Below are 22,571 nucleotides of genomic sequence, written 5' to 3' on the forward strand. Positions count from 1 at the left end.
CACCGATAGTCGCATTCGTACGAAGACGAGTAACAGAAAGTGAGTTCCGCTCCATGAGCCGTGAAGACGTCCTGGTCACCACGCAGTGGGCCGAGGAGAACCTGAACACCCCGGGTGTCGTGTTCGCCGAGGTCGATGAAGACACGACCGCGTACGAAGGCGGTCACATCCCGGGCGCCGTCCGGATCGACTGGAAGACCGAGCTGCAGGACCCGGTCCGCCGGGACTTCGTCGACAAGGAGGGCTTCGAGAAGCTGCTGTCGGCCAAGGGCATCTCCAACGACGACCTGGTGATCCTCTACGGCGGTAACAACAACTGGTTCGCGGCGTACGCGTACTGGTACTTCAAGCTCTACGGCCACGACAAGGTCAAGCTGCTCGACGGCGGCCGCAAGAAGTGGGAGCTCGACGGCCGTGACCTCGTCAAGGAGGTTCCGGACCGGCCCGCCACGAACTACAAGGCGTCCGACCAGGACCTGTCGCTGCGCGCCTTCCGTGACGAGGTCGTCGACGCCATCAACACGAAGAACCTCGTCGACGTGCGTTCGCCCGACGAGTTCTCCGGCAAGCTGGTCGCCCCGGCTCACCTGCCGCAGGAGTCGGCGCAGCGTGGCGGCCACATCCCGTCGGCGCTGAACGTTCCGTGGGCGCAGACCGCCAACGAGGACGGCACGTTCAAGACCGCCGAGGAGCTCAAGGAGCTCTACGAGAATGCGGGTCTGGACACGTCCAAGGCGACGATCGCCTACTGCCGCATCGGCGAGCGCTCCAGCCACACCTGGTTCGCGCTGCACGAGCTGATGGACCTGAAGGACGTCAAGAACTACGACGGCTCGTGGACGGAGTACGGCTCGCTGGTCGGCGTGCCGGTCGAGACGGGTTCGAACGGAGGCAAGTGACGTGAGCGACGGATGCGGAGCTCCCGAGCAGACGGCGGTTGTCACCGGTGAGGACACCGGCGACCAGGTCGTCGTCGCGGGCAAGGTGACCGGCGGTGAGGGCGCGCTCGGCGGTGCGTACGTGCGCCTGCTCAACGCCGACGGCGAGTTCGCGGGCGAGGTGCAGGCCTCCCCCGAGGGCGACTTCCGGTTCTACGCCGCGCCGGGTGAGTGGAAGGTGCGCGCCCTCCACCGCAGCGGTAACGGCGAGGCCACGGTCGACGCCGCAGGCCCCGGTCTCCACCAGGTGACCATCGCGGTCGCCTGAGCCGAACCGGGAACGCCCCACCAGGCACAGCCCTGTGGGCGGGCGAACCCTGAAACCGAGGAGAGCCCCGCGGACCGCCGGTCCGCGGGGCTCTCCCATGCGCGTGTTCTGCACTCGGCACCGCGTGCACTGCGCCCCGTGTCGCAGGTTCGGGTGCCCGTGTTGCAGTTTCGGGGGAAGGGAAGCGCTGCCCCAGGTTGGGGACAACTTCCGAGGCTGGGGACAACCGCGCGCTGTCACTCCTGCGCAGGGCCACCGCGCCCGTCACCTGCCATGTGCCGCGAGTCGTGGCTGGCGACGACCTCGGTGGGCGTCAGTTCCAGGACGACGCGGTGCGGGCTCGACAGCAGCCGCAGGAAACGGTCGACGCCCGTGGGGGCGAGTCGCCGGGCGAGCACCGGCAGGAGCTCGGCGACCGCGGCCGGATCGCGGTGCACGGTGACCCGGCCGCGCACCGACAGCATCCGCCGTCCCGGCAGGTCGGTGCCCGCGTTCGACACGACCACGCACGCGCGCGGGTCACGGTCCACGCCCCGCACCTGGGCGCGACCCTCGACGCTCGTGAACCAGAATCGCCCGTCGTCGTGGGCGAAACTGAGCACGACGGCGGCGGGTGCACCGTCGTCGGCGGTGAACACGAAGGTGCACTCGGTCTGGGCGGTGAGCAGTTCCCCACGGGATTCGGAGGACAGCCGTGCGCCGCGGAGGTCTTCAAGGTCGCGGCTGCCGACGGGCCGCGGCGTTCCGCCGTTGTCGCTGCCGTCCCCGTTGCCTTCGCGCTGCTCGTCGTGGCCGCAGGACGTGGTGCTGCCGTGGTGCGTCGTACTGCCGTCGGGTTCCGTCTCGTCGCCGTGCACCGCGTGACCACCGCCCTCGTCGTCCGGCCTCGACCATCGAGACAGACACGAATATTGATTATCACAATTGATGTCGTGGTGTCACCGTTGATCCCGTGGTGTCACCGTGCGGAACACGGCGGCCCGCCCGGCACGCAGCACTGCCCAGCCCGCGGCCCGCCCGGTACGCAGCGCCGTCCGCTACGCAGCACTGCCCAGCCCGCGGCCCGCCACGCCGGGTGCCGGTCCTCCGTAAGTATCGAATCCGGCGGTCAACGGGCGTGGAGGCGTTAACGTCGTCGTGTGCCCGCTATCCCGGTTGGAGGGAACGATGACTCGTCTGCGGAACCGAGCCGTGCCGGCGCTGTCGGGTGCCGCACTGGTCGCAGGTCTGGTGGCGACGCCGACCACGGCGCTGGCCGCCGACTCCACAGGTGAGCACCGCGCCGACCTCGGCGCGGCCGCGATCGAGTGCGAGACCGCCACGGGCAGCGATCCGTTCTACCCCGGCCCGTCGGCGTCGCAGATCTACGACGACCGGTACAGCCGCGGAGCCGCCGTCCCGTACCTCGACGAGGGTTTCACCCCGCAGGGCCTCGGCCACTGGGAGAACTGGGACGGCAGTGGCAGCGACCTGTTGCTCGTCACCGCCTACAAGAGTGGCGAGCACTCGCGCATCTACGGCATCGAGGCGGGCAGCGGTGACCACATCGGATCGGTGGACATCGACGAGGCGCACGTCGGCGGGATCGCGGTGGTCGGCGGCTGGGCGTTCGTTCCGGGTGACGGTTCGGACCGCATCCGCAAGTACGACCTGGGTGAGCTGGGGACGGCGATGACGGAGGCGGGCATTCCCGACCTCCCGCAGGCGGGCACGTCTCAGGAGGTGCCGGCCGCGTCGTTCCTCGGCACGGACGGCGACACGCTGTACTCCGGCAAGTTCAACGAGACCGGCCGCGGCTACATGCACGGCTACGCGGTCGCGAGCGACGGGACGTTGACGCAGGGCACCAGGTACGAGGTTCCGAAGAAGACCCAGGGCATGACGGTCGCGGGCGGCGAGTTCATCTACAGCACCTCGTACGGCCGCACGAACCGGAGCAACATCTACACCGTCGACGAGGGCGCCACGGACATCGACCCGTCCGCGCGGTGCTACCGCGCACCGAGCATGAGCGAGGGCGTGGTCGACCACGACGGGCGCCTGTACGTGCTGTACGAATCAGGCTCGTCGAAGTTCACCGATCCCGAGCCGCGCAACGAGATCGCGCATCTCCACGAGGCCGACGTCGCCGACGCGATCGACTTCTGACGGATCGAAGTCGTCACGCCTGTTCGAGGAGGCGCTCCGCGGCGCTCGCGTCGGTGACGAGGGTGTCGACCATGCCGGAACGCAGCACGGCGGCGATGGCGTCGGCCTTCTCGGCGCCTCCGCTGAGGGCGATGACTTCGGGGACGCGTTTGAGCTCGGGCACGCTGACGCCGAACACGTGGTGGCCGAGGTCGCCGGTGAGCTCGTTGCCGTCGGCGTCGAAGAGTCGGGCCGCCACCTCGGCAACGGCCCCTCTGCGGGCCAGTTCCTCACGTTGCTGCTCTCCGAGCACGCTGTAGACGGTCGACTGTCCGCTGCGCCACGCGCCGATGCTGACGACCGCCGTGGTGATCCGCGCGAACCGTTCGAAGGCGTCGGCGATGCCCGGTTGTTGCCGCAGCGTCTGCGCGGTGCGCCGGTCGGGCAGGACCAGCGGGCCGAAGATGGGGAAGGCTTCGCCGCCGGACACCTGTGCCACCCTGCGGACCGTTTCGACCGAGCGGTCCGCCGAGTGTTCCCGGGTGTCGATCCGCGACGAGACGCCGCACAGCTGCACCACGGGGCAGCGGGCGAGTCGGCGCAGCGAGTCCGTCATCGCGTTGACGGTCCGCGCCCAGACGACGCCGAGTACGTCGTCCTCCGTGACCAGTTCGGTCAGTAGTTCGGCGGCCATCGCGCCGAGCTGCTTGCGCAATTCGATCTCGGTGCGTTCCGCTCGTTCGAGCACCAGCACGCGGCGGAGTCCGTAGGCGGTGGCGACCTCGTCGGACAGCGTCGGCTCGAGTGGCGCCGGCACGTCGAACTCCACCCTGATGAGGCCGTTGTCCCGTGCCTGATCGAGGATTCTGGCCACCTTGAACCGGCTGATGCCGAATTCCTCGGCGATCTCCAACTTCGACGCGCCCTGGACGTAGAACCGCCTGCCGATCGACGTGGCGAGCAACAACTCGGCCGGTCCAGGCTGCCAACGGCGCCCCTTCCTGCTCATATGAGCAACTTACCACGAACTTCCCCTGGAAGCGTTGACTCGGACTCACGCAAAGGCATTCAATACTCTCGTAAGTCAACGTTCAGGCAGTGGGCTCGTGCGCTCAAGTGAGCGTATTTGGCCCGGCTGGTCCTGATCGGCCGCTCCGATGCCGAAGCGGGTGCCACCGAGGTGACGACCCGGCCCGGACGCGGCGCGGTCCGGTCCGGGCCGGGTCGGGCGCGCACTGCCCGTGTGAGTATCAGGAGGGTGGCGCCTCATGCGGGCCGCGATCATCGATACGCCGGGCTCGGTACGCGTCGGCGAGGTCCCCGACCCCAAACCGGCCGACCACGACGTCGTCGTCGAGGTGGGTGCGTGCGGCATCTGCGGTACCGACCTGCACATCGCCGACGGGCACTTCCCCCCGACGCCGTATCCCATCGTCCCCGGTCACGAATTCGCGGGCCGGATCGTCGAGGTCGGGGCCGACGCCCCGGGCGGGTTCGCCGTCGGCGACCGTGTGGCCGTCGACCCGTCGCTGTTCTGTGGACACTGCGGTCCGTGCCGCGCGGGCCACGGCAACCTGTGCGCCAACTGGGGCGCGACCGGCGACACCGTCGACGGCGCGTTCGCCGAGTACGTCGCCGTTCCCGCAGCCACGTGCTACCGCATGCCCGACGAGATGACGTACCAGCAGGGCGCGCTCGTCGAACCGGTGTCGTGCGCGGTCCACGGCGTGCGGCGCATCGGCGTCGAAGCCGGTGAGCGGTTCCTCGTGCTCGGTGCGGGCACGATGGGCCTGATCATGCAGCAGTTGCTGCAGCGCGCGGGCGCCGTCGTCACGATGGTCGACCGCAACACCGAACGCCTCGGCAGGCCACGTGAACTCGGGGCCGCGGCCGTGGTGTCCGACGTCGCCGAGCTCGACGACGAGAAGTTCGACGCCGCGGTGGACTGCACCGGCGCCGTGCCCGCGATCGAGGCCGCGTTCGACTCGCTGCGCCGCGGCGGGAGGCTCCTCGTGTTCGGGGTCGCGCCCGAGGAGGCGCGCGTGTCGCTGTCGCCGTTCCGTATCTACAACGACGAGATCACGATCGTCGGCTCCATGGCGGTGCTGCACAGCTACGGCGCGGCGCTGAACCTCGTGGCCACCGGCGCGATCGACACGGCGTCGCTGCTCACCGAGAGCCTGCCGTTGGAGCGGTTCACGGACGCGATGCAGCTCATGCGCGGTGGGCGGGGCCTCAAGACCCAGGTGCTGCCGGGTGTCGCCGATGCGTAGGCCGAGGCCACGGCGACGCGGGTTCCTCGCCAGGCTGGGGATCCTGCTCACCGCGGTGCTGCCTGCGGCGGGGTGTGCGGGTGCGGGCGCGCTCGGCGCGGGAGACGAGACGCTCGTCATCGCGATCGTGTCGAACCCGCAGATGGAGGACGCCGTCGCGCTGTCGCACCGGTTCGAGGCCCAGCACCCCGGCGTGCGGTTGAAGTTCGTGCAGCTGCCGGAGAACCAGGCGCGCGCGAAGATCACCGCGTCGGTCGCCAACGAGGGCGGCGAGTTCGACGCCGTGATGATCAGCAACTACGAGACGCCGCAGTGGGCCGAGAACGGCTGGCTGGAGAACCTGCAGCCGCGCATCGACGCCGACCCGAGTTACGACCAGGACGACTTCATCCCGAGCATCAGGGACGCGCTGTCGTACCGCGGCGACATGTACGCGGTCCCGTTCTACGGCGAGTCGTCCTTTGTGGCGTATCGCAAGGACCTGTTCGAGCAGGCGGGCCTGGAGATGCCGCGGCATCCGACGTGGGAGCAGATCCAGGGGTTCGCGAAACGGCTGCACGATCCGGAGCGCGGCATCGCCGGCATCTGCCTGCGTGGCAAGCCGGGATGGGGAGAGAGCCTCGCGCCGTTCAACACGGTCGTGAACACCTTCGGCGGCCGCTGGTACGACGAGAACTGGAACGCGAGGCTCGACTCGCCGGAGTTCCGCAAGGCCTGGAACTTCTACATCGACCTGGTCCGCAAACACGGCGAGGTCGGTGCGTCGTCGGCCGGTTTCCAGGAGTGCGGCAACCGCTACGGCCGTGGTCAGGCGGCGATGTGGTACGACGCGACCGTCATGGCGGGCACCAACGAGGATCCGCAGAGCAGCGAGGTCGTCGGAAAGTCCGGGTACGCACCAGCGCCGCGGCAGCGCACCGAGGCGGGCGGCTGGTTGTACACGTGGTCGCTCGCGATCCCCCAGGTCACGGAGAACAAGGACGCCGCCTGGGACTTCCTCCGCTGGATGACGGGTAAGGAATTCGTGCAGACCGTCGGCAACGAGTTCGGCTGGAACCGCGTCCCCACCGGATCGCGGAACTCCACGTACGACATCCCGGAGTACCGGCAGGCCGCCGAGGCGTACGCGCAGCCCACATTGGACGCCATCAGCGTCGCCGACCAGGAGCACACGATGACGAAACCCGTGCCGTACGACGGACTGCAGTTCCTGAGCATCCCGGAGTTCCAGGACCTCGGCACGCGGGTGTCGCAGCAGCTCTCGGCCGCGATCGCGGGCCAGAAGTCGCCCGACGACGCCCTGACGCAGGCCCAGGAGTACGCCGAGACGGTCGGCAAGTCCTATCAGGAGAGCGGAGAATGACCCCGAAACAGACCGCAGCGACGGGAGGTGTGCGATGACGGCCGTCGTCGAGGCTCCGCCGTCGCCGGAGCCGCCGTCCACGCGGACCCGGGCCCAGCAGCGGTCGGCCGCCTGGAAACGCCGCGCGCCGTTGCTGCCCGCACTGTTGTTCACGATCGCGGTCACCCAGGTTCCGTTCCTGGTGACGGTGTTCTACTCGTTCCAGTCGTGGAACATGGTCCGCCCCGGCTCGCGGCATTTCGTCGGCTTCGACAACTACGTCGACGTGTTCACCGACTCGGTGTTCCTGAGTGCGCTGGGTAACACGGTGACGATCACCGTCGTGTGTGTGCTGGTGGCGATGCTGCTCGGGCTCGGCCTGGCGCTACTGCTCGACCGCCAGTTCCTCGGCCGCGGCATCGTGCGGACGCTGCTGATCACGCCGTTCCTGATCCTGCCCGCGGCAGGCGCGCTGCTGTGGAAGACGACGATGTTCGACCCGACCTACGGCCTGCTGAACTGGGCCTTCGGCATCGAGGTCGAATGGCTGTCGGACTATCCGCTGGCCGCGGTGATGACGCAGATCGTGTGGCAGTGGACGCCGTTCATGATGCTGCTGATCCTCGCGGGCCTGCAGGCGCAGTCGCGCGAGGTGCTCGAGGCGGCCCAGGTCGACGGCGCGGGCCGGTGGCGGACGTTCGTGTCCATCACGCTGCCGCAGCTGTCGCGGTACCTGCAGCTCGCAGTGTTGCTGGGCGCGATCTACATCGTCAACAGCTTCGACGCGATCTTCCTGATGACGCAGGGCGGTCCGGGTACGGCCAGCACCAACCTGCCCTACTACATCTATCAGCGCGCGTTCGAGGGGTTCGACGTCGGCCAGTCCTCGGCGATGGGCGTGGTCGTGGTCGCGATGACCCTGATCGTGGCGACCTTCGCGCTGCGGCTGATGTTCCGCGCCTTCGACGTCTCGCGGGGGGTGAAGTGACATGACCGCGAGGACGAACCGCCTCGGCGGCAGTGCGCTGACGGTGCTCACCTGGATCGTCGCGCTGCTGTTCGTGTTCCCCGTGATCTGGATGGTGGTGACGTCGTTCAAGCACGAGGTCGACGCCGCCACCGATCCGCCGACGTTCGCGTTCACCCCGACGCTGGAACAGTTCACCGCGATCCTCGACCGCGGATTCCTGCCGTACCTGGCGAACTCCGCGTTCGTGACGGTGCTGTCGACACTGTTGGTGCTGCTGCTCGGCGTGCCCGCCGCGTACGCACTGTCGCTCGCACCGGTCAAGCAGACGTCCAACGCGCTCGGCTTCTTCCTCTCGACGAAGATGCTGCCGATCGTCGCGGCGATCATCCCGCTGTATGTGATCTCGCAGAACCTGGGGATGCTCGACAACGTGTGGGCGCTGATCGTGCTGTACGCGGGCATGAACCTGCCCCTCGCGGTGTGGATGATGCGCTCGTTCTTCCTCGAGGTGCCGACGGAGATGATCGAGGCGGCCAGAGTGGACGGTGCGAAACTTCCCACGGTGCTGTACCGCGTCATACTTCCCGTCGTGGCGCCGGGCATCGCGGCGACGGCTCTGATCTGCGTGATCTTCTCGTGGACGGAGTTCTTCTACGCGGTCAACCTGACCGCGGCGCAGGCCGGCACGGTGCCGGTGTTCCTGGTCGGGTTCATCACCAGCGAGGGTCTGTTCTGGGCACAGCTGTCCGCCGCTGCGCTGCTCGCCTCGCTGCCGGTGATGATCGTCGGCTGGATCGCACAGAACCACCTGGTACGCGGCCTGTCCATGGGCGCGGTCAAGTAAAGGAGTCATCGATGGCGCAAGTGGCATATGCCGGTGCATCCCGCGTCTACCCGGGTACGAACTCCGTGCGGGCCGTCGACGGCCTGGATCTGTGCGTCGGAGACGGCGAGTTCCTCGTGCTGGTCGGTCCCTCGGGGTCAGGCAAGTCGACGGCGTTGCGCATGGCCGCGGGGCTGGAGGACGTCGACGAGGGGTCGATCTCCATCGGCGATCGCGACGTGACACACCTGCCTCCGAAGGACAGGGACATCGCGATGGTGTTCCAGTCGTACGCGCTGTACCCGCACATGAGCGTGCGGGAGAACATGGCGTTCTCGCTGAAGCTGCGCGGCATGCCGAAGTCGGAGATCGGCTCCAAGGTCGAGGAGGCCGCGAGCCTGCTCGACTTGACGCAGTACCTCGACAGGAAACCGAAGGCGTTGTCCGGTGGTCAGCGGCAGCGCGTCGCGATGGGCCGGGCGATCGTCCGCGAGCCCAGCGTCTTCCTCATGGACGAACCGTTGTCCAATCTGGATGCCAAGCTCCGGGTGGAGACGCGTGCCAACATCGCGGCGTTGCAACGGCGGCTCGCCACCACGACGATCTACGTGACGCACGACCAGGTCGAAGCCATGACGATGGGCGACAGGGTGGCGGTGCTGCGCGACGGCGTACTGCAGCAGTGCGCCTCGCCTCGCGAGCTGTACGACACGCCGCGGAACGTGTTCGTCGCCGGGTTCATCGGTTCGCCTGCGATGAACCTGTTGACACTGCCCGTCGACGGCGGTGCGGTGAAGCTCGGCGAACTCGAGGTGCGGCTTCCCGTGCCCGCCGGGTCCGGCGAGGTCACGATCGGTGTGCGGCCCGAGTCGCTGTCGCTGGTCGGTGTGGGCGAGGACGGCTTCGACCTGCAGGTGGAACTCGTCGAGGAGCTCGGCGCGGACGCCTACGTGCACGGCACCCTGGCGGGCCACGACGACAAGCTCGTCGTCCGCGCCGACGGTCGCACGCCGCCGCGGCTCGGTGAGGCGGTACGCGTGGCGTTGCGCGACACTGGCGAGGTACATGTCTTCGACCCGGAGTCCGGTCTGCGGATCGACGAGGACTGACAGGTTCCGGGTGGTGACGGCCGCGGGCCCGCGGTGCGGCCCGGTGGTCCGCACCGTGAGCAGGGAGCAAAGGGGCGCCTGACACTGTGAACGAGTTGGTAGCCGGGGTGGACTCGTCGACACAGTCCACCAAGGTCGTCGTCTGCGAGGCCGGGAGCGGAACGGTGGTGCGGACCGGGCAGGCCGCACACCCGGACGCCACCGAGGTCGACCCCGTCGAGTGGTGGCACGCACTGCGCACCGCGGGAGACGGTCTGCTCGACGACGTCGCCGCGATCGCCGTCGCGGGGCAGCAGCACGGCATGGTCACCGTGGACGACGACGGCGACGTGGTGCGGGACGCGCTGCTGTGGAACGACGTCCGTTCCGCGGGTGCCGCCGACGCCCTCGTGGCCGAACTGGGCGGCGGCCAGGCCTGGGCGGACGCCGTCGGGTCGGTGCCGCTGGCCAGCTTCACGGTGACGAAGCTGCGGTGGCTGGCCGAACACGAACCGGACGCCGCGAAGCGGGTCGGCCGCGTGCTACTGCCGCACGACTGGCTGACGTGGCGGCTGCTCGACCGGCGAGACGAGCCGACCACCGACCGCGGTGACGCCTCCGGGACGGGGTACTACTCGCCGATCGACGGTGCGTACCGGACGGACCTGCTGGTCAGGGCGTTCGGCAGGGAGGTCGGGCTGCCCACGGTGCTCGGGCCGGCCGATGCGGCGGGCCGCACCGCCGACGGCGTGCTCGTCGCCCCGGGAACGGGCGACAACATGGCCGCGGGCCTCGCCCTCGAACTCGCAGACGGGGACGTCGCCGTGTCGCTGGGCACGAGCGGGACGGTGTTCGGAGTGTCCGAGAAGCCGGTCGCCGACGGTTCCGGCGTGGTCGCCGGCTTCGCCGACGCCACGGGCCGGTACCTGCCACTGGCGTGCACGCTCAACGCCGCGCGGGTGCTCACGTCGACCGCGGCCATGCTCGGCACCGACCTCGAAGGCCTCGATACGCTCGCGTTGTCGGCACCGCCCGGCGCCGACGGCCTGACCCTGCTGCCCTACCTCGACGGGGAACGCACGCCCAACCTGCCCGACGCCTCCGGATCGCTCGTGGGCCTCCGTCGGGCCAACATGACGCCAGCCAACGTGGCGCGCGCCGCCGTCGAGGGCATGCTGTGCGGACTCGCCGCGGGTCTCGACGCGGTGCGCGACCACGGCGTGGCGGTGCGGCGGGTGCTGCTCACCGGCGGGGCGTCCCGGTCGGCGGCCGTGCAGGCCATCGCCCCCGGTGTGTTCGGCGTGCCCGTCGTCGTCCCGCCGGAGATGGAGCACGTCGCCGTCGGTGCGGCGCGCCAGGCCGCGTGGGCGTTGCACGGAGGTGCCGAACCGCCGAGCTGGCGCATCCACGACGACGGCGTCACCCTCACGCCCGCATCCGCCGATCTCGATGCCGGCACCCGTGTGGCCGAAGCCCATCGAACAGCGAGGCGCCACCTCCACCCCTGATCCGCGTCTCCTGCGCCCAGCACGACGTGATCTCCCATTCGGCGCCGCTGGTCGCAGCCGAGTTGCCGCCCGGTCGCCATTGGTTGACGTCAGCTGTCGCAGCCGATGCCGTCATCGTCGGCGTCGAACCCGTGCGGATCGCCCTCCTGGACCCGGAAGTTGCTTTCGTCGATCTCGCTGCAGTCCTTGTCGGGCGGGTGTGGGTAGCTGACGACGCCCTCCGGCGCCGCGCCCGGTTCGGAGCCGGGGACGGGCTGTTCGAGCTCCTGTCGCGGTTCCGGTGCGGTCGACGGTTCCGGTGCCGGCTCTGGTGCCGGTTGCGGTGTCGGCTCGGGTGTCGTGGACGTCGGCGGCGTGTCCTCCGGCGCGCCGGACGACTCGCATGCCGACCACAACCCGGAGGCGGCCGACTGTGCTCGGCTGCCGGCGTCCCTGATCGTCTTCCAGTGCCTGTCGTTGGGTTCGTACAGCTCCGGCCGCGCGAAGCCCTCGGTCACCATCGCCTTGTTGACGAACACGCCGGCGTGGTTCCACACGTACAGCAGGTACCGCCCGTACCGGTCGCGGAGCTCCTCGTCGCGCTGCACCCAGACCGTGCCACCCGGCGGCGCGAGTTCGCGCAGCTTCTCGGTGGCTTCCTGCCCGTAGCACTGCTCCGGTTCGGAAGGGTGCTTCGTCTCCGGGGCGTCGATCTCCAACAGGCGAACGTCGACCTGAGCCGTTCCGGACAGCACCGTGCCCGAGGAGACCGCGGCGGCTTCGAGGGTGTCACCGTCGACGATCTGTTCCACTCGAACCCGTTGCGCATCGCGTGGAACGCCGTCCGGGGTGGAGGCGTGCTGCTGCGTCGTGCGCTCGGTCGTTCCGGGGACGGTCGTGGGCGCGGTCGGCGACTCGGCCGGTGTCGTGGTCACGGGCGGGGTCGTGGCCTGCGGACGTGGAGCGGGCGTGGCGGAGGTCGACGGCGTGCCTGTCGTCGTGGCCGTGTCCACGGACGGCCCTTTCGGTGCCAGGGCAACGGCGGCGATCAGCCACAACACGAGCGTCACGACGACGGCCCTGCCGGGATGCTGCCGCGAGCCGTACCACCGGCGTACCGGGCTGCGCCGGAACAGCGCCATGACCGCGACCACGATCGACGCGAGCATGAAGAATCCGAACAGTACTTCCATCCCGACCACCCCCGGCATGCCACGTCGGCTGCACCCGTTCCCGTGCACCGACTCGGGGCCCGACCACCATGCCGCGGCGAGGCGCTGCGACGTGGTCGTTCGGCTCATGACAGGGACACGAGGCTCATCCGAACGGCCGAGCGGAGCAGCGACGCCTACAATCCGAGCGTCCGTGATCAGTGTCGGCTATCTGGAGGGTTCCCCGTGACACCGCAGGCGACACGACCGAAGTTGTTGCGGCCTGAGGGGAGGGAACGGTCCGAGGTCGCTCCGATCGAGCTGTTCTTCGACCTGGTGTACGTCTTCACGATCATCCAGGTTTCACACACGCTGCTCGACCACCTCACCTGGTTCGGGTTCGCCGAGGTCGCTGTGCTGTTCGGCGCGGTGTGGTGGGCGTGGAACTACTCCGCGTGGGCGATGAACTGGCTCGATCCGCGCAGCGGGCTCGTGCGTGTCCTCAACGGAGTGTTGATGCTCGCCGCGCTCGGCATGGCGCTCGCCCTGCCGCACGCGTTCGCGGAGGACGGGCTGCTGTTCGCGGGTTGCTACGTGTTCGCTCAGGTCGTCAGGCCCGCGTTCATGGCGGCGGCGATGCGAGGCCACGTGCTCGCCAAGAACTACACGAACCTACTCTCGTGGAGCTCGTCGGCGGGCGTGCTGTTTCTCGTCGGCGCTTTCCTCGACACCGTGCCGAGGCTGATCGTGTGGGCTGTCGCGCTGTTGATCGATGTCGCGGGCCCGCGGTTCGAGTTCCGTTTCCCCGGGCTCGGCTCGGCACCCATGCACACGTGGCCGACCGACGCCGAGCACCTCGCCGAGCGCAACCGGCTGGTGTTCATCATCGCGCTCGGCGAGTCGATCCTGATCATGGGCAACACGTTGTACGGCATGGACCCCATCACCACGCGTGCCGTCGTGGCGTCGTTGTTCGGTTTCGTCGGGCTGTTCGTCATGTGGTGGGCGTACTTCGCGCTGGCGGGCCACGACACGCAAGCCAGTCAGGGGGACGCGAGCACGAGCGCACTGAGGTCGGCGTTCGCCTACGCCCACGCGCTGATGGTCGCGGGCGCCATCGTCGTGGCCGTCTCCATCGAACTGCGGATCAGCCATGAGCACACGGACCCGGCCCTCGTGCTGACGACGGTCGGCGGGCCGCTCATCTACCTCGCGGGCAACATCCTGTTCCTGCGTTCCCGCACCGGCGCGGTCGCCCGCGAGCGGTACATGGCGGCCACGGCCCTGATGGTGATCGGCGTTCTCGGGCTCGTGCTGGGACATTCCGTCCCGCCCATCGCCGTCGGACTCGCCGTCGTCGTTGTCATGACCGCTCTGGCCGTGGCCACCCAGCTGCGCTCGAAACGAACGGCGTGACCACGTCGACAGGGGCTCGGCCCGGAACGACGAAATCGGCATGCCCAGGTGGGCATGCCGATCTTTCGACCCGAAAAGTTTAGGACGGTCCGGTGTTCGACCGCGGCGTGTGAACGCCGGACCGGAAACAAGCGACTGGGACTACCGGGTTGTCAGCGGCCGGCCCGCTCTCCCTTGTACGTGGAGAGGCCACGGCCAACGTCCTGCATCCGGTTCAGCTCGGCGACGTAGCGACGAATCGCGGTGTAGATCACTCGCATCTTTTGACACCTCCTTTCTGGACCGCGCTCGTCGTCCCATGTGGCGAGGACTCCTCCGTCGGCGCACAACGCTGCCGCACTCGCGAGTTCGGTTGCCGGGTGAGTTCCTCGGCGCTGGGGGACGTGGCCCAACGCACCCTCGAATGTGCCACGCACAGGTCGAGGTACGCCACTCTGCAGATGTGCAAAAAGTCGCAGGTCAAAGCTGTAATACGGGGCCGGGCCCGTGCGATTCTCAACCGAGAGTCTTCGCGACCTTCGGCCGGCTCGGTCCGTACCCGGCCGACCCCCGTCTCAAACGTACCGCCGGCAGCCCACTGCCTCGGGGCAGCGTACTGAGGCGTCGATCCGTCGCGTGAAGTCCGAGTGCGAACGGTCCGAGTGCCAGCGCGATGCCGACGTCGGCGCCGGTGTCCGACAGGCCGTCCGAGCCGTCGCCGTCCGTCCCGTGTGGACCGTCTCCGGCATCGACGCCCGGCCCGCTCACGGGTGGGGTCGCGTCACCGGGCAGATGAGGAGCAGCTCGGAGATGCGGCAGTTCTTGTCGACCCACGCGGCGAGCCCGGGGTCGATGTACCCGAGGACGTCGCAGGTGTCCTGATGATGCGCGGCGAGGGGTTTGTCCCAGACGGGTTCGTGGTGGGCGAGCCGGTTCCTGAACTCGTGCAGACTCTTCACCGGGTGCTCGACGGTGTGGCGCGCCTTGTCGGGCGCGTGCGGGAAGCCCCTCGCCAGATCGGGCCAGATGCCGGTGTTGTACTGCTTCGCCAGCAGGAAGCGCCAGAATCCGAAGGTCAGCTCCGCGATCGTCTGGCCGTCGCTGACGGGTTTGTGCTTCTTCCGTACCCGGTTGCGCGCCTTCCGGATGTCGTGCCGGGCCTTCGGGTCGAGCTCCTGGTGACGGTCGTCCAGCCACGACCCCGTGCGCCGCCGGTGCAGGTGCCGGAGCTGCAACCGCGCCGCGATCGCATTGCGCAGGGCGACCTCGACGTGCCCCAGCGTCTCCCAGAAAGCGGCGCTGACCTGCGAGTTCCAGGTGTAGAGTTCGAGTGCCGCGGTCTCGTCACCGTCGCATGCGGCGAGGTAGTTCGACATCCTGGCGCGGCTCATCGCCGCGAAGACGGCCTCGGTCGTTTGGTGGTCCGCCGACACGACGGCTATCCTATGGGGCGAAGACCGCGGAACGGTCCCTGGTGATCCGCAGAGGATGGGCTACACCGCCACGGTTACGGAAAACGTAGAACGGCACCGCTTCCTTCGGGGGCGGTGCCGTTCTTTCGTTCGGCCCGTCCGTGATTCGTGGCCGGGTGAGGTCGACGTGCGGCGACGGGTGCGGGCCGGGGCTGTCAACGACCGTCGTCGTTACCCTGATCGGGTGCATGACGGCTGGTTGATCGATACGAGGCCGCCCGCCGAGGAGATCAGGAGGGCCGCGGCGTGGGCCCTGGCGGCCGTCGGGTTCGGCGCACTCTTCGTCGGAGCAGGACTGTGGCCCACGTTCGAATGGACGATGCTGCGGCTCATCCCGATCGTCGTCGGTCTGCTGACGTTCATGGGCGGAAAACCGTCGATGCGCAGGCTGATGCGCGCGCTGAAACCGCCCAGGCTGGCGCTGACGCCGACGGGCGTCGAATACTCCGGCGGTCCCGGACGGCAGCTGCAGGTCAGTTGGGCCGATGTCCGATCGGCCGAGCTCCGCACCGCGCAGCTCGTGTACAGCCGGCGCGCTCAACGTCGCGAAGGCGCCGTGCTCACGGCCCTCCAACTGAACCTCGCCCCGCATGCGGACCCCGAAGGAGTGGCCGACGCGCAACGTCTGAAGCGCGACGACGGCGTGTACCAGGTGCGGGTAGGCGGGCGGTCCGGGTCGGCTCTGCAGGCCCACGACGCGCTGCTCCGGTACCTCCCCGGCAGGTACTCGGGCTCGCAGCACGTCGGGGACGTCAGCGAACACGCCGAGTACGCGCCGTTCTGACCCGCCGGGCGGTTCCGGACACAGCCGCGAGGCCGGACGTCGGTCGGCGGCCGCTGGTCGGGCGACGGGTGACGCTGGGCGCAGGACACGTGCGAGGGTGCAGCCGCGCGCGTGTCGCGGCGAGGACAGCCGCGGTCAACGCAACACGGGCCCCGGGACTCGCAACACGGGCCCCGGAGAACGCACACGGGCGCGGGATCGCGGGTCAGGGGAGGTCGGCGAGTTTGCGGTGCAGGATGGTGCGTTCGCGGTCGTTGCCGCACAGCGACACGGCGCGCCTCAGTTCGGTGCGTGCCTCGGTGGTGCGGCCGAGGCGCAGCAGCAGTTCTCCGCGTACGCCGGCGACCTGGTGGGAATCGCACAGGTCGTCGGCGACCGCGTCGACCAGAGGCAGCGCCTCGGCCGGGCCGTGCGCCATCGACACCGCCACGGCCCGGTTCAGCTCCACCACCGGTGACGGCGCCAGCGTCGCCAAGGCCTCGTACAGCGCGACGATCCGTTCCCAGTCCGTGTCCGCCACGGACCGCGCGACGGCGTGGCGTTCCGCGATCGCCGCCTGCAGCCCGTAGTAGCCCAGCCCGCGGCCGACCCCTTCTGCGGACCGCAACGTCGCCCTGCCCCGGCGGATCGACGAGTCGTCCCACAGGCGCCGGTCCTGGTCCTCGAGCAGCACCGGTTCGCCGTCGGCGTCGGTCCGCGCCGGGAACCGTGCCGACGTCAGTTCCAGGAGCGCCAGCAGACCGTGCACCTCGTTCTCGCCCGGCATCAGCCGTGCCAGCACCCTGGCGAGCCGCCGGGCCTCGCCCGCCAGGTCGAAGCGGATCAGCGCGTCGCCCGAGCTGGCCGACGACCCCTCGGTGAAGATCACGTAGACGACGCTCAACACGGCCGCGAGCCGCGTACCGAGCTCGTCCGCCTGCGGCGCCCGGAAACCCGCTGCGGCCGCACCGAGCGACTTCTTCGCGCGCGTGATGCGCGCTTGCACGGTGGCCGTCGACACGAGGAACGCCCGCGCGATCTCGTCGCTCGTCAACCCGCCCACGACGCGCAGCGTCAGCGCCACCTGCGCCTCGCGTGACAACACGGGGTGGCACGCGGTGAACATCAGCGTGAGGACGTCGTCATCGGTGTCGTCGGGCCGTTCGGGGGCAGGGCCGGTGTCGAGCTGCGGCAGGCGGTCGTCCAACGCCGACCGCCTGCGGAACGCGTCGATCGCCCGGCGCCTGCCCGTCGTCAGCAGCCACGCCACCGGATCACGCGGGACGCCCTCGCGGGGCCAGTTGACCAGCGCCTCCGCGAGGGCTTCCTGCGCGACGTCCTCGGCCAGCGCGAGCTCGCCGGTGTACCGCGCGAGCCCGGCGACGATCCGCGCCGACTCGATCCGCCACAACGCCTCGATCCGGCGGCGGGCCGCGACGGCGGCGGTCGCGTCACTCAGGCCGTGCCGAGCTGCTCCCGCCAACCCTTCTCCTTCTGGACCCACTCGTTGTCCTGCGGGAACTCGTCGATCTCGGACACCCGGCGGATCTCCATCTTGCTGCCGGGACCCTGCATCGGGGCACGCTTGGCCCATTCGACCGCCTCTTCCTTGGACGTCACCTCGAGCATCCAGAAGCCGTTGAACAGTTCCTTCGTCTCGCCGTACGGGCCGTCGGTGACGACGGGCGTCTCGGAGGAGTAGTCCACGACCACGCCGGGGTCCTGCGGGTCGAGTCCCTCGCCGCCGATCATCACGCCGGCGTTGATCATCTCCTCGTTGAACTTGCCCATGACCGCGATGATCTCGTTGAAGTCGACGTTCTCGTAAGCCGCGAGCGTCTCGTCGGTGGCCCGCATGATCAGCATGAACTTCATCGTCTGCTCCTTTGCCGGTGAAGCCCCCTCGTGGAGCTTCTCACCACTAGGTCGAGTGGGCACCTTTCGAAATCGACACGTCGCCGAATCCTCTCCGAGAAATTTCTGCGGTTTCGTCCGCGGCGCCGCCTCTGCGGGTGTTTCCTCAGTTCAGCGGGGTTATCGGTGGCGTGTGCCCGTGCGGTCGTTCCGTGCCGACGTAGGGTCCGGTGGGTGACCTCGACTCCGCAACCGGCCCCGGAGCCGACCCCGCAACCGCAATCGTCGGCCGCACCGGGAGGATTCGCCACCCCGGACCGGCTCGCTGCGACGGTCTCCGCCTGCCGCGCGCTCATCGAGAACCGCTTCCCCGGCGAGGCTGCCGACGACGTCGAGCGCGGCGCCGCGGCCATGCTCCTCGACGACGGCACGATCCTCACCGGCACGGCTCCCGACGTCGTGAATCCCGGTGTGGAGATCTGCCACGAGACCGAGCCGTTCGCCGCCGCGTTCCGGTTGGGTCGTGCGATCGCCGCGTCGGTGTGCCTGGCGCGCGAGGCGCCGGGCCGGTTCGTCGTCCTCAGCCCCTGCGGGGTGTGCCGGGAACGCCTCGCGGTGCACGGGCCGGACGTCCGCGTCGCCGTGCCGCAGCCCGGCGCCGAGCGTGGCGATCCGGCGTGGGTCGCGCTCGGCGAGGCGCTGCCGTACTACTGGGCGGCGGCCTTCGACGACGTCCCGTGGGACTGAGCGGCAACTCCTCGCCGGATGCTCCCGGAATGTCGGGTCCGCGTGGCAGGCTTACGGGCGTGACCACCACCGACGCGGCCCGCTCCCGTGAATTGGCGCTCCGTGAACTGACGCTGTTGCGCAGGGTGCGGGACCGGATCGACAGGGAGTACGCGCAGCCGCTCGACGTCGAGGCCCTCGCACGGGGCGTGCACATGTCGGCGGGACACCTGAGCAGGCGGTTCCGCGAGGCCTACGGCGAGTCGCCCTACTCGTACCTGATGACCCGGCGGATCGAACGTGCCATGACGTTGCTGCGCCGCGGGGATCTGAGCGTGACGGAGGTGTGCTTCGAGGTCGGCGGCTCGTCGCTGGGTACGTTCAGCACGCGGTTCCGCGAACTCGTCGGCATGTCGCCGAGCCGGTACCGGGCGGAGCAGGCGGGCGCGACCGACGGCATGCCCGCGTGCGTGGCGAAGCAGGTCACCAGACCGATCAGGAATCGAGAAGCGCCCGCGCCGCGTGGGGCCTAGCGTGAAGCCATGACCAGCACAGATCTCACCATTGCCCAGGCCATGCTTCCGCTGTCGGACCCGGACGCCTCGCTCGCCTTCTACCGCGACGTCCTCGGTTTCGAGGTCCGCAACCACGTCGAGTACGGCGACATGCACTGGATCACCGTCGGCCCGCCCGGCCAGCCGGAGACGTCGGTCGTGCTGTATCCGCCGGAGGCCACGCCCGGCCTCACGGACGCCGAGCGCGGCCTCATCGAGGAGATGATGGCCAAGGGCACCTACGCCATGATCAACCTGTCGACCCCCGACGTCGACGCGGCGTTCGCCAAGGTCCAGCAGGGTGACGTCGAAGTCGTCCAGGAGCCGATCGACCAGCCGTACGGCATTCGTGACTGCGCACTCCGCGATCCCGCGGGCAACATGATCCGCATCCAGCAGGTGGGGTGAGCGGCCTTGGTGACGAAGACCGCGGGCCCGAACGCGCTGTCCCGGTGGATCCAGCACCGGGCCAACGCCTCCACGGCGAAACGCATCCGACGCAAGGGCGGCCGGTCGATGGGGATGGACCTGTTGATCCTCCACACCGTCGGCAAGCGCAGTGGTGAGCCACGGGAGACGCCGCTCACCTGGTTCGGCGAGGACGACTCCTGGCTGATCATCGCCTCGGGCGGCGGTGAACGGCATCCGGACTGGTACGTCAACCTGATGGCCCGCCCCGAGCAGGCGACCGCCGAATGGCACGGGCAGGAGCCCGTCGCCGTGACCCCGCACGTCCTTGCCGGTGCCGAGCGCGAGCGGGCGTGGCGGCGCATCGTCGAAGAGCAGCCACGTATCGCGAAGTACCAGCGCAAACACAGCAGGCAGTACCCGGTCGTGCGACTGACGCGCCGTTGACCGGGTCCCGCCGACGAACCGAACCGACCCACTGGAGAACCGATGAGCACGGACACGCCGGCGGTGCCCGCCGCCGACAGTCACGATCTGATCCGCGTCCAAGGCGCGAGGGAGAACAACCTCGCCGACATCAGTATCGAACTGCCGAAGCGGCGGCTGACGGTGTTCACCGGCGTGTCCGGGTCGGGCAAGAGCTCGCTCGTGTTCGCGACGATCGCCGCGGAGTCGCAACGCCTCATCAACGAGACCTACAGCACCTTCGTGCAGGGGTTCATGCCGACGCTGGCGCGGCCCGACGTCGACGTGCTCGACGGTCTGACCACGGCGATCATCGTCGACCAGGAACGCATGGCGGCCGACCCGCGGTCGACCGTGGGCACGGCGACCGACACCGGTGCGATGCTGCGGATCCTGTTCAGCAAGCTGGGTGAGCCGCACATCGGGTCGCCGAAGGCGTTCTCGTTCAACGTCGCGTCCATCAGCGGGGCAGGCGCGGTCACGACGGAACGCGGCGGTAAGAAGGTGAAGGAGCGGCGCAGTTTCAACGTTCTCGGCGGCATGTGCTCGGAGTGCGAGGGCACCGGCCGGGTCACCGACTTCGACCTCTCAGCCATGTACGACGACAGCAAGTCGCTGCGCGACGGCCCGTTCACGATTCCCGGCTGGAGCGCCGACGGCTGGTACGGGCGCATCTACATCGGCTGCGGCTTCTTCGACCCGGACAAGCCGCTGCGCGAGTTCAGCAAGTCCGAACTGGACGACCTGCTGTACAAGGAACCCACCAAGATCAAGGTCGACGGGATCAACCTCACCTACGAGGGCATCATCCCGAAGCTGCAGAAGTCGATGCTGTCGAAGGACCGCGAGGCGATGCAGCCGCACATCCGCGCGTTCGTCGACAAAGCGATCACGTTCACGACCTGTCCCGAATGCGACGGCACGCGGCTGAACGAGACGGCGCGCTCGTCGAAGATCGACGGTGTGAGCATCGCCGACGTGTGTGCGATGCAGATCAGTGACCTCGCCGAATGGGTGCGCGGCATCAGCGTGCCCCAAGTGCGGCCACTGCTCGAGATGCTGCAGTCCACACTGGACTCTTTCGTCGAGATCGGACTCGGCTACCTGTCGCTGGACCGGCCGTCCGGCACGCTGTCGGGCGGCGAGGCGCAACGCACCAAGCTGATCCGGCACCTCGGCTCGTCGCTGACCGACGTCACGTACGTCTTCGACGAGCCCACGATCGGCCTGCACCCGCACGACATCGCGCGCATGAACGACCTGCTGCTTCGGCTGCGGGACAAGGGCAACACGGTGCTGGTCGTCGAGCACAAGCCGGAGACGATCGCGATCGCCGACCATGTCGTCGACCTCGGCCCCGGCGCGGGCACCGACGGTGGGACGGTGTGCTTCGAAGGCACCGTCGACGACCTGCGCGGCAGCGACACGCTGACCGGTAAACACCTCGACGACCGTGCCGCGCTCAAGCCGTCGGTACGCACCGGCGAGGGAGCGTTGGAGATCCGCGGCGCCGACCTGCACAACCTCACCGGTGTCGACGTCGACATCCCACTCGGCGTGCTCACCGTCGTCACAGGAGTCGCGGGGTCCGGAAAGAGCTCACTGATCCACGGTTCACTGGGCGGACGTGACGACGTCGCGATCGTCGACCAGTCCGCGATCAAGGGCTCGCGCCGGTCGAACCCGGCCACGTACACGGGCGCGCTCGACCCGATCCGCAAGGCGTTCGCGAAAGCGGGCGGTGTCAAACCGGGACTGTTCAGCGCGAACTCCGACGGCGCGTGCCCGAACTGCAACGGCGCGGGCGTCATCTACCTCGACCTGGCGATCACGGCGGGAGTGCCGACGCCGTGCGAAGTGTGCGAGGGCAAGCGGTTCCAGGCCGAGGTGCTGGAGTACACGCTGGGCGGCAAAGACATCAGCGAGGTCCTCGCGATGTCGGTGGCCCACGCCGAGGAGTTCTTCTCCGGCGGCGGGGCCAGTCCTTCGGAAGCACGCATCCCCGCCGCACACAAGATCCTCAAGCGCCTCGACGACGTCGGACTCGGCTACCTGACGCTCGGCCAGCCGTTGACCACGCTGTCCGGCGGTGAGCGGCAACGCCTCAAGCTCGCCACCAGGATGACCGAGTCCGCGGGCGTGTACGTGTTGGACGAGCCGACCACCGGCCTGCACCTCGCCGACGTGGACCAGCTCCTGGCCCTGCTCGACAAGCTCGTCGACTCCGGCAAGTCCGTCGTCGTCATCGAGCACCACCAGGCCGTCATGGCCCACGCCGACTGGATCATCGACCTCGGGCCCGGCGCAGGCCACGACGGTGGGCGGATCGTCTACGAAGGCACGCCCGCCGACCTGGTCGCCGCCCGGCCGACCCTGACCGGACAACACCTCGCGGACTACGTCGCCTGACGTCCGCGCCGTGTTGCGCTTTCCAGGGACCGTGTTGCGTATTCCGGAGGCCGTGTTG

22 protein-coding genes are annotated in these 22,571 nt (G+C 69.1%); 16 read left to right on the plus strand and 6 right to left on the minus strand.

Features of this window, described 5'->3' with window-relative positions; translation table 11 throughout:
• Nucleotides 1-53: 53 nt before the first annotated feature.
• Nucleotides 54-899, plus strand: a complete 846-nt coding sequence (locus FHS23_RS04850; protein ID WP_183648364.1) for a sulfurtransferase — start codon at nucleotides 54-56, stop codon at nucleotides 897-899.
• Between the two features lies 1 nt (nucleotide 900).
• On the plus strand, nucleotides 901-1,206 hold the full coding sequence (locus tag FHS23_RS04855; protein ID WP_183648367.1) for a DUF1416 domain-containing protein: 306 nt from the start codon (nucleotides 901-903) through the stop codon (nucleotides 1,204-1,206).
• 236 nt (nucleotides 1,207-1,442) lie between these two features.
• Here the strand turns inward: FHS23_RS04855 and FHS23_RS04860 are convergent, their stop codons facing one another.
• Entirely contained in the window at nucleotides 1,443-2,063 is a 621-nt protein-coding gene (locus tag FHS23_RS04860) for a pyridoxamine 5'-phosphate oxidase family protein (protein ID WP_183648370.1), read from the minus strand.
• A gap of 310 nt (nucleotides 2,064-2,373) precedes the next feature.
• On the opposite strand from FHS23_RS04860, the gene FHS23_RS04865 reads away from it, so the two are divergent.
• Complete coding sequence (locus tag FHS23_RS04865; protein WP_183648373.1) at nucleotides 2,374-3,354, plus strand: hypothetical protein; 981 nt, start codon at nucleotides 2,374-2,376, stop codon at nucleotides 3,352-3,354.
• Nucleotides 3,355-3,367: 13 nt separating this feature from the next.
• On the opposite strand, the gene FHS23_RS04870 is transcribed toward FHS23_RS04865, so the two are convergent.
• Nucleotides 3,368-4,342, minus strand: coding sequence for a sugar-binding transcriptional regulator (locus tag FHS23_RS04870; protein WP_183648376.1), 975 nt, complete (start codon nucleotides 4,340-4,342; stop codon nucleotides 3,368-3,370).
• Nucleotides 4,343-4,601: 259 nt separating this feature from the next.
• On the opposite strand from FHS23_RS04870, the gene FHS23_RS04875 reads away from it, so the two are divergent.
• The 6 genes from FHS23_RS04875 to xylB all read left to right on the plus strand — a co-directional run bounded on the left by FHS23_RS04875 (nucleotide 4,602) and on the right by xylB (nucleotide 11,337).
• Entirely contained in the window at nucleotides 4,602-5,606 is a 1,005-nt protein-coding gene (locus FHS23_RS04875) for a zinc-dependent alcohol dehydrogenase family protein (protein WP_183648379.1), read from the plus strand.
• Nucleotides 5,599-6,969 carry an ABC transporter substrate-binding protein gene (locus tag FHS23_RS04880; RefSeq protein WP_183648381.1) on the plus strand — a complete coding sequence of 457 codons (1,371 nt, stop codon included), beginning with the start codon at nucleotides 5,599-5,601 and terminating at the stop codon, nucleotides 6,967-6,969. The genes FHS23_RS04875 and FHS23_RS04880 overlap by 8 nt, the downstream gene beginning before the upstream one ends.
• A 34-nt stretch (nucleotides 6,970-7,003) precedes the next feature.
• Nucleotides 7,004-7,936 carry a carbohydrate ABC transporter permease gene (locus FHS23_RS04885; protein ID WP_183648384.1) on the plus strand — a complete coding sequence of 311 codons (933 nt, stop codon included), beginning with the start codon at nucleotides 7,004-7,006 and terminating at the stop codon, nucleotides 7,934-7,936.
• Between the two features lies 1 nt (nucleotide 7,937).
• Nucleotides 7,938-8,762 carry a carbohydrate ABC transporter permease gene (locus tag FHS23_RS04890; RefSeq protein WP_183648387.1) on the plus strand — a complete coding sequence of 275 codons (825 nt, stop codon included), beginning with the start codon at nucleotides 7,938-7,940 and terminating at the stop codon, nucleotides 8,760-8,762.
• An 11-nt stretch (nucleotides 8,763-8,773) separates the two neighbouring features.
• A complete protein-coding gene (locus FHS23_RS04895; protein ID WP_183648390.1) occupies nucleotides 8,774-9,850 on the plus strand; it encodes an ABC transporter ATP-binding protein in 1,077 nt (358 codons plus the stop codon).
• 86 nt (nucleotides 9,851-9,936) lie between these two features.
• Nucleotides 9,937-11,337, plus strand: coding sequence for a xylulokinase (xylB, locus tag FHS23_RS04900; RefSeq protein WP_183648393.1), 1,401 nt, complete (start codon nucleotides 9,937-9,939; stop codon nucleotides 11,335-11,337).
• A gap of 89 nt (nucleotides 11,338-11,426) precedes the next feature.
• Here xylB and FHS23_RS04905 read toward each other — a convergent pair whose 3' ends face one another.
• Nucleotides 11,427-12,509, minus strand: a complete 1,083-nt coding sequence (locus FHS23_RS04905; RefSeq protein WP_246381330.1) for a thermonuclease family protein — start codon at nucleotides 12,507-12,509, stop codon at nucleotides 11,427-11,429.
• Between the two features lie 204 nt (nucleotides 12,510-12,713).
• Here FHS23_RS04905 and FHS23_RS04910 point away from each other — a divergent pair, with 204 nt between their 5' ends.
• Entirely contained in the window at nucleotides 12,714-13,883 is a 1,170-nt protein-coding gene (locus FHS23_RS04910) for a low temperature requirement protein A (RefSeq protein ID WP_343053645.1), read from the plus strand.
• 743 nt (nucleotides 13,884-14,626) lie between these two features.
• On the opposite strand, the gene FHS23_RS04915 is transcribed toward FHS23_RS04910, so the two are convergent.
• On the minus strand, nucleotides 14,627-15,295 hold the full coding sequence (locus tag FHS23_RS04915) for an Abi family protein (protein WP_221218953.1): 669 nt from the start codon (nucleotides 15,293-15,295) through the stop codon (nucleotides 14,627-14,629).
• Nucleotides 15,296-15,518: 223 nt separating this feature from the next.
• Between FHS23_RS04915 and FHS23_RS04920 the strand changes: the two genes are divergently transcribed.
• Nucleotides 15,519-16,118 (plus strand): hypothetical protein, encoded by a 600-nt coding sequence (locus FHS23_RS04920; protein WP_183648400.1) that lies wholly within the window; start codon nucleotides 15,519-15,521, stop codon nucleotides 16,116-16,118.
• 205 nt (nucleotides 16,119-16,323) lie between these two features.
• On the opposite strand, the gene FHS23_RS04925 is transcribed toward FHS23_RS04920, so the two are convergent.
• A complete protein-coding gene (locus tag FHS23_RS04925) occupies nucleotides 16,324-17,517 on the minus strand; it encodes a DUF6596 domain-containing protein (RefSeq protein ID WP_183650893.1) in 1,194 nt (397 codons plus the stop codon).
• A gap of 35 nt (nucleotides 17,518-17,552) precedes the next feature.
• Nucleotides 17,553-17,972: a YciI family protein gene (locus FHS23_RS04930; protein ID WP_183648402.1), complete on the minus strand. Its 420-nt coding sequence runs from the start codon at nucleotides 17,970-17,972 to the stop codon at nucleotides 17,553-17,555.
• A 213-nt stretch (nucleotides 17,973-18,185) separates the two neighbouring features.
• On the opposite strand from FHS23_RS04930, the gene FHS23_RS04935 reads away from it, so the two are divergent.
• The 5 genes from FHS23_RS04935 to FHS23_RS04955 are packed head-to-tail and all read left to right on the plus strand — an operon-like array spanning nucleotide 18,186 to nucleotide 22,513.
• Nucleotides 18,186-18,698 carry a cytidine deaminase gene (locus tag FHS23_RS04935; RefSeq protein WP_183648405.1) on the plus strand — a complete coding sequence of 171 codons (513 nt, stop codon included), beginning with the start codon at nucleotides 18,186-18,188 and terminating at the stop codon, nucleotides 18,696-18,698.
• Between the two features lie 59 nt (nucleotides 18,699-18,757).
• On the plus strand, nucleotides 18,758-19,210 hold the full coding sequence (locus FHS23_RS04940) for a helix-turn-helix transcriptional regulator (protein ID WP_425501078.1): 453 nt from the start codon (nucleotides 18,758-18,760) through the stop codon (nucleotides 19,208-19,210).
• Between the two features lie 9 nt (nucleotides 19,211-19,219).
• Nucleotides 19,220-19,639, plus strand: a complete 420-nt coding sequence (locus FHS23_RS04945; protein ID WP_183648412.1) for a VOC family protein — start codon at nucleotides 19,220-19,222, stop codon at nucleotides 19,637-19,639.
• Between the two features lie 9 nt (nucleotides 19,640-19,648).
• Nucleotides 19,649-20,086, plus strand: coding sequence for a nitroreductase family deazaflavin-dependent oxidoreductase (locus tag FHS23_RS04950; RefSeq protein ID WP_343053748.1), 438 nt, complete (start codon nucleotides 19,649-19,651; stop codon nucleotides 20,084-20,086).
• A 42-nt stretch (nucleotides 20,087-20,128) separates the two neighbouring features.
• Nucleotides 20,129-22,513 carry an ATP-binding cassette domain-containing protein gene (locus tag FHS23_RS04955; protein WP_183648415.1) on the plus strand — a complete coding sequence of 795 codons (2,385 nt, stop codon included), beginning with the start codon at nucleotides 20,129-20,131 and terminating at the stop codon, nucleotides 22,511-22,513.
• Nucleotides 22,514-22,571: the final 58 nt, after the last annotated feature.

Source organism: Prauserella isguenensis (assembly GCF_014191605.1).
GTDB classification, from domain to species: domain Bacteria; phylum Actinomycetota; class Actinomycetes; order Mycobacteriales; family Pseudonocardiaceae; genus Prauserella; species Prauserella isguenensis.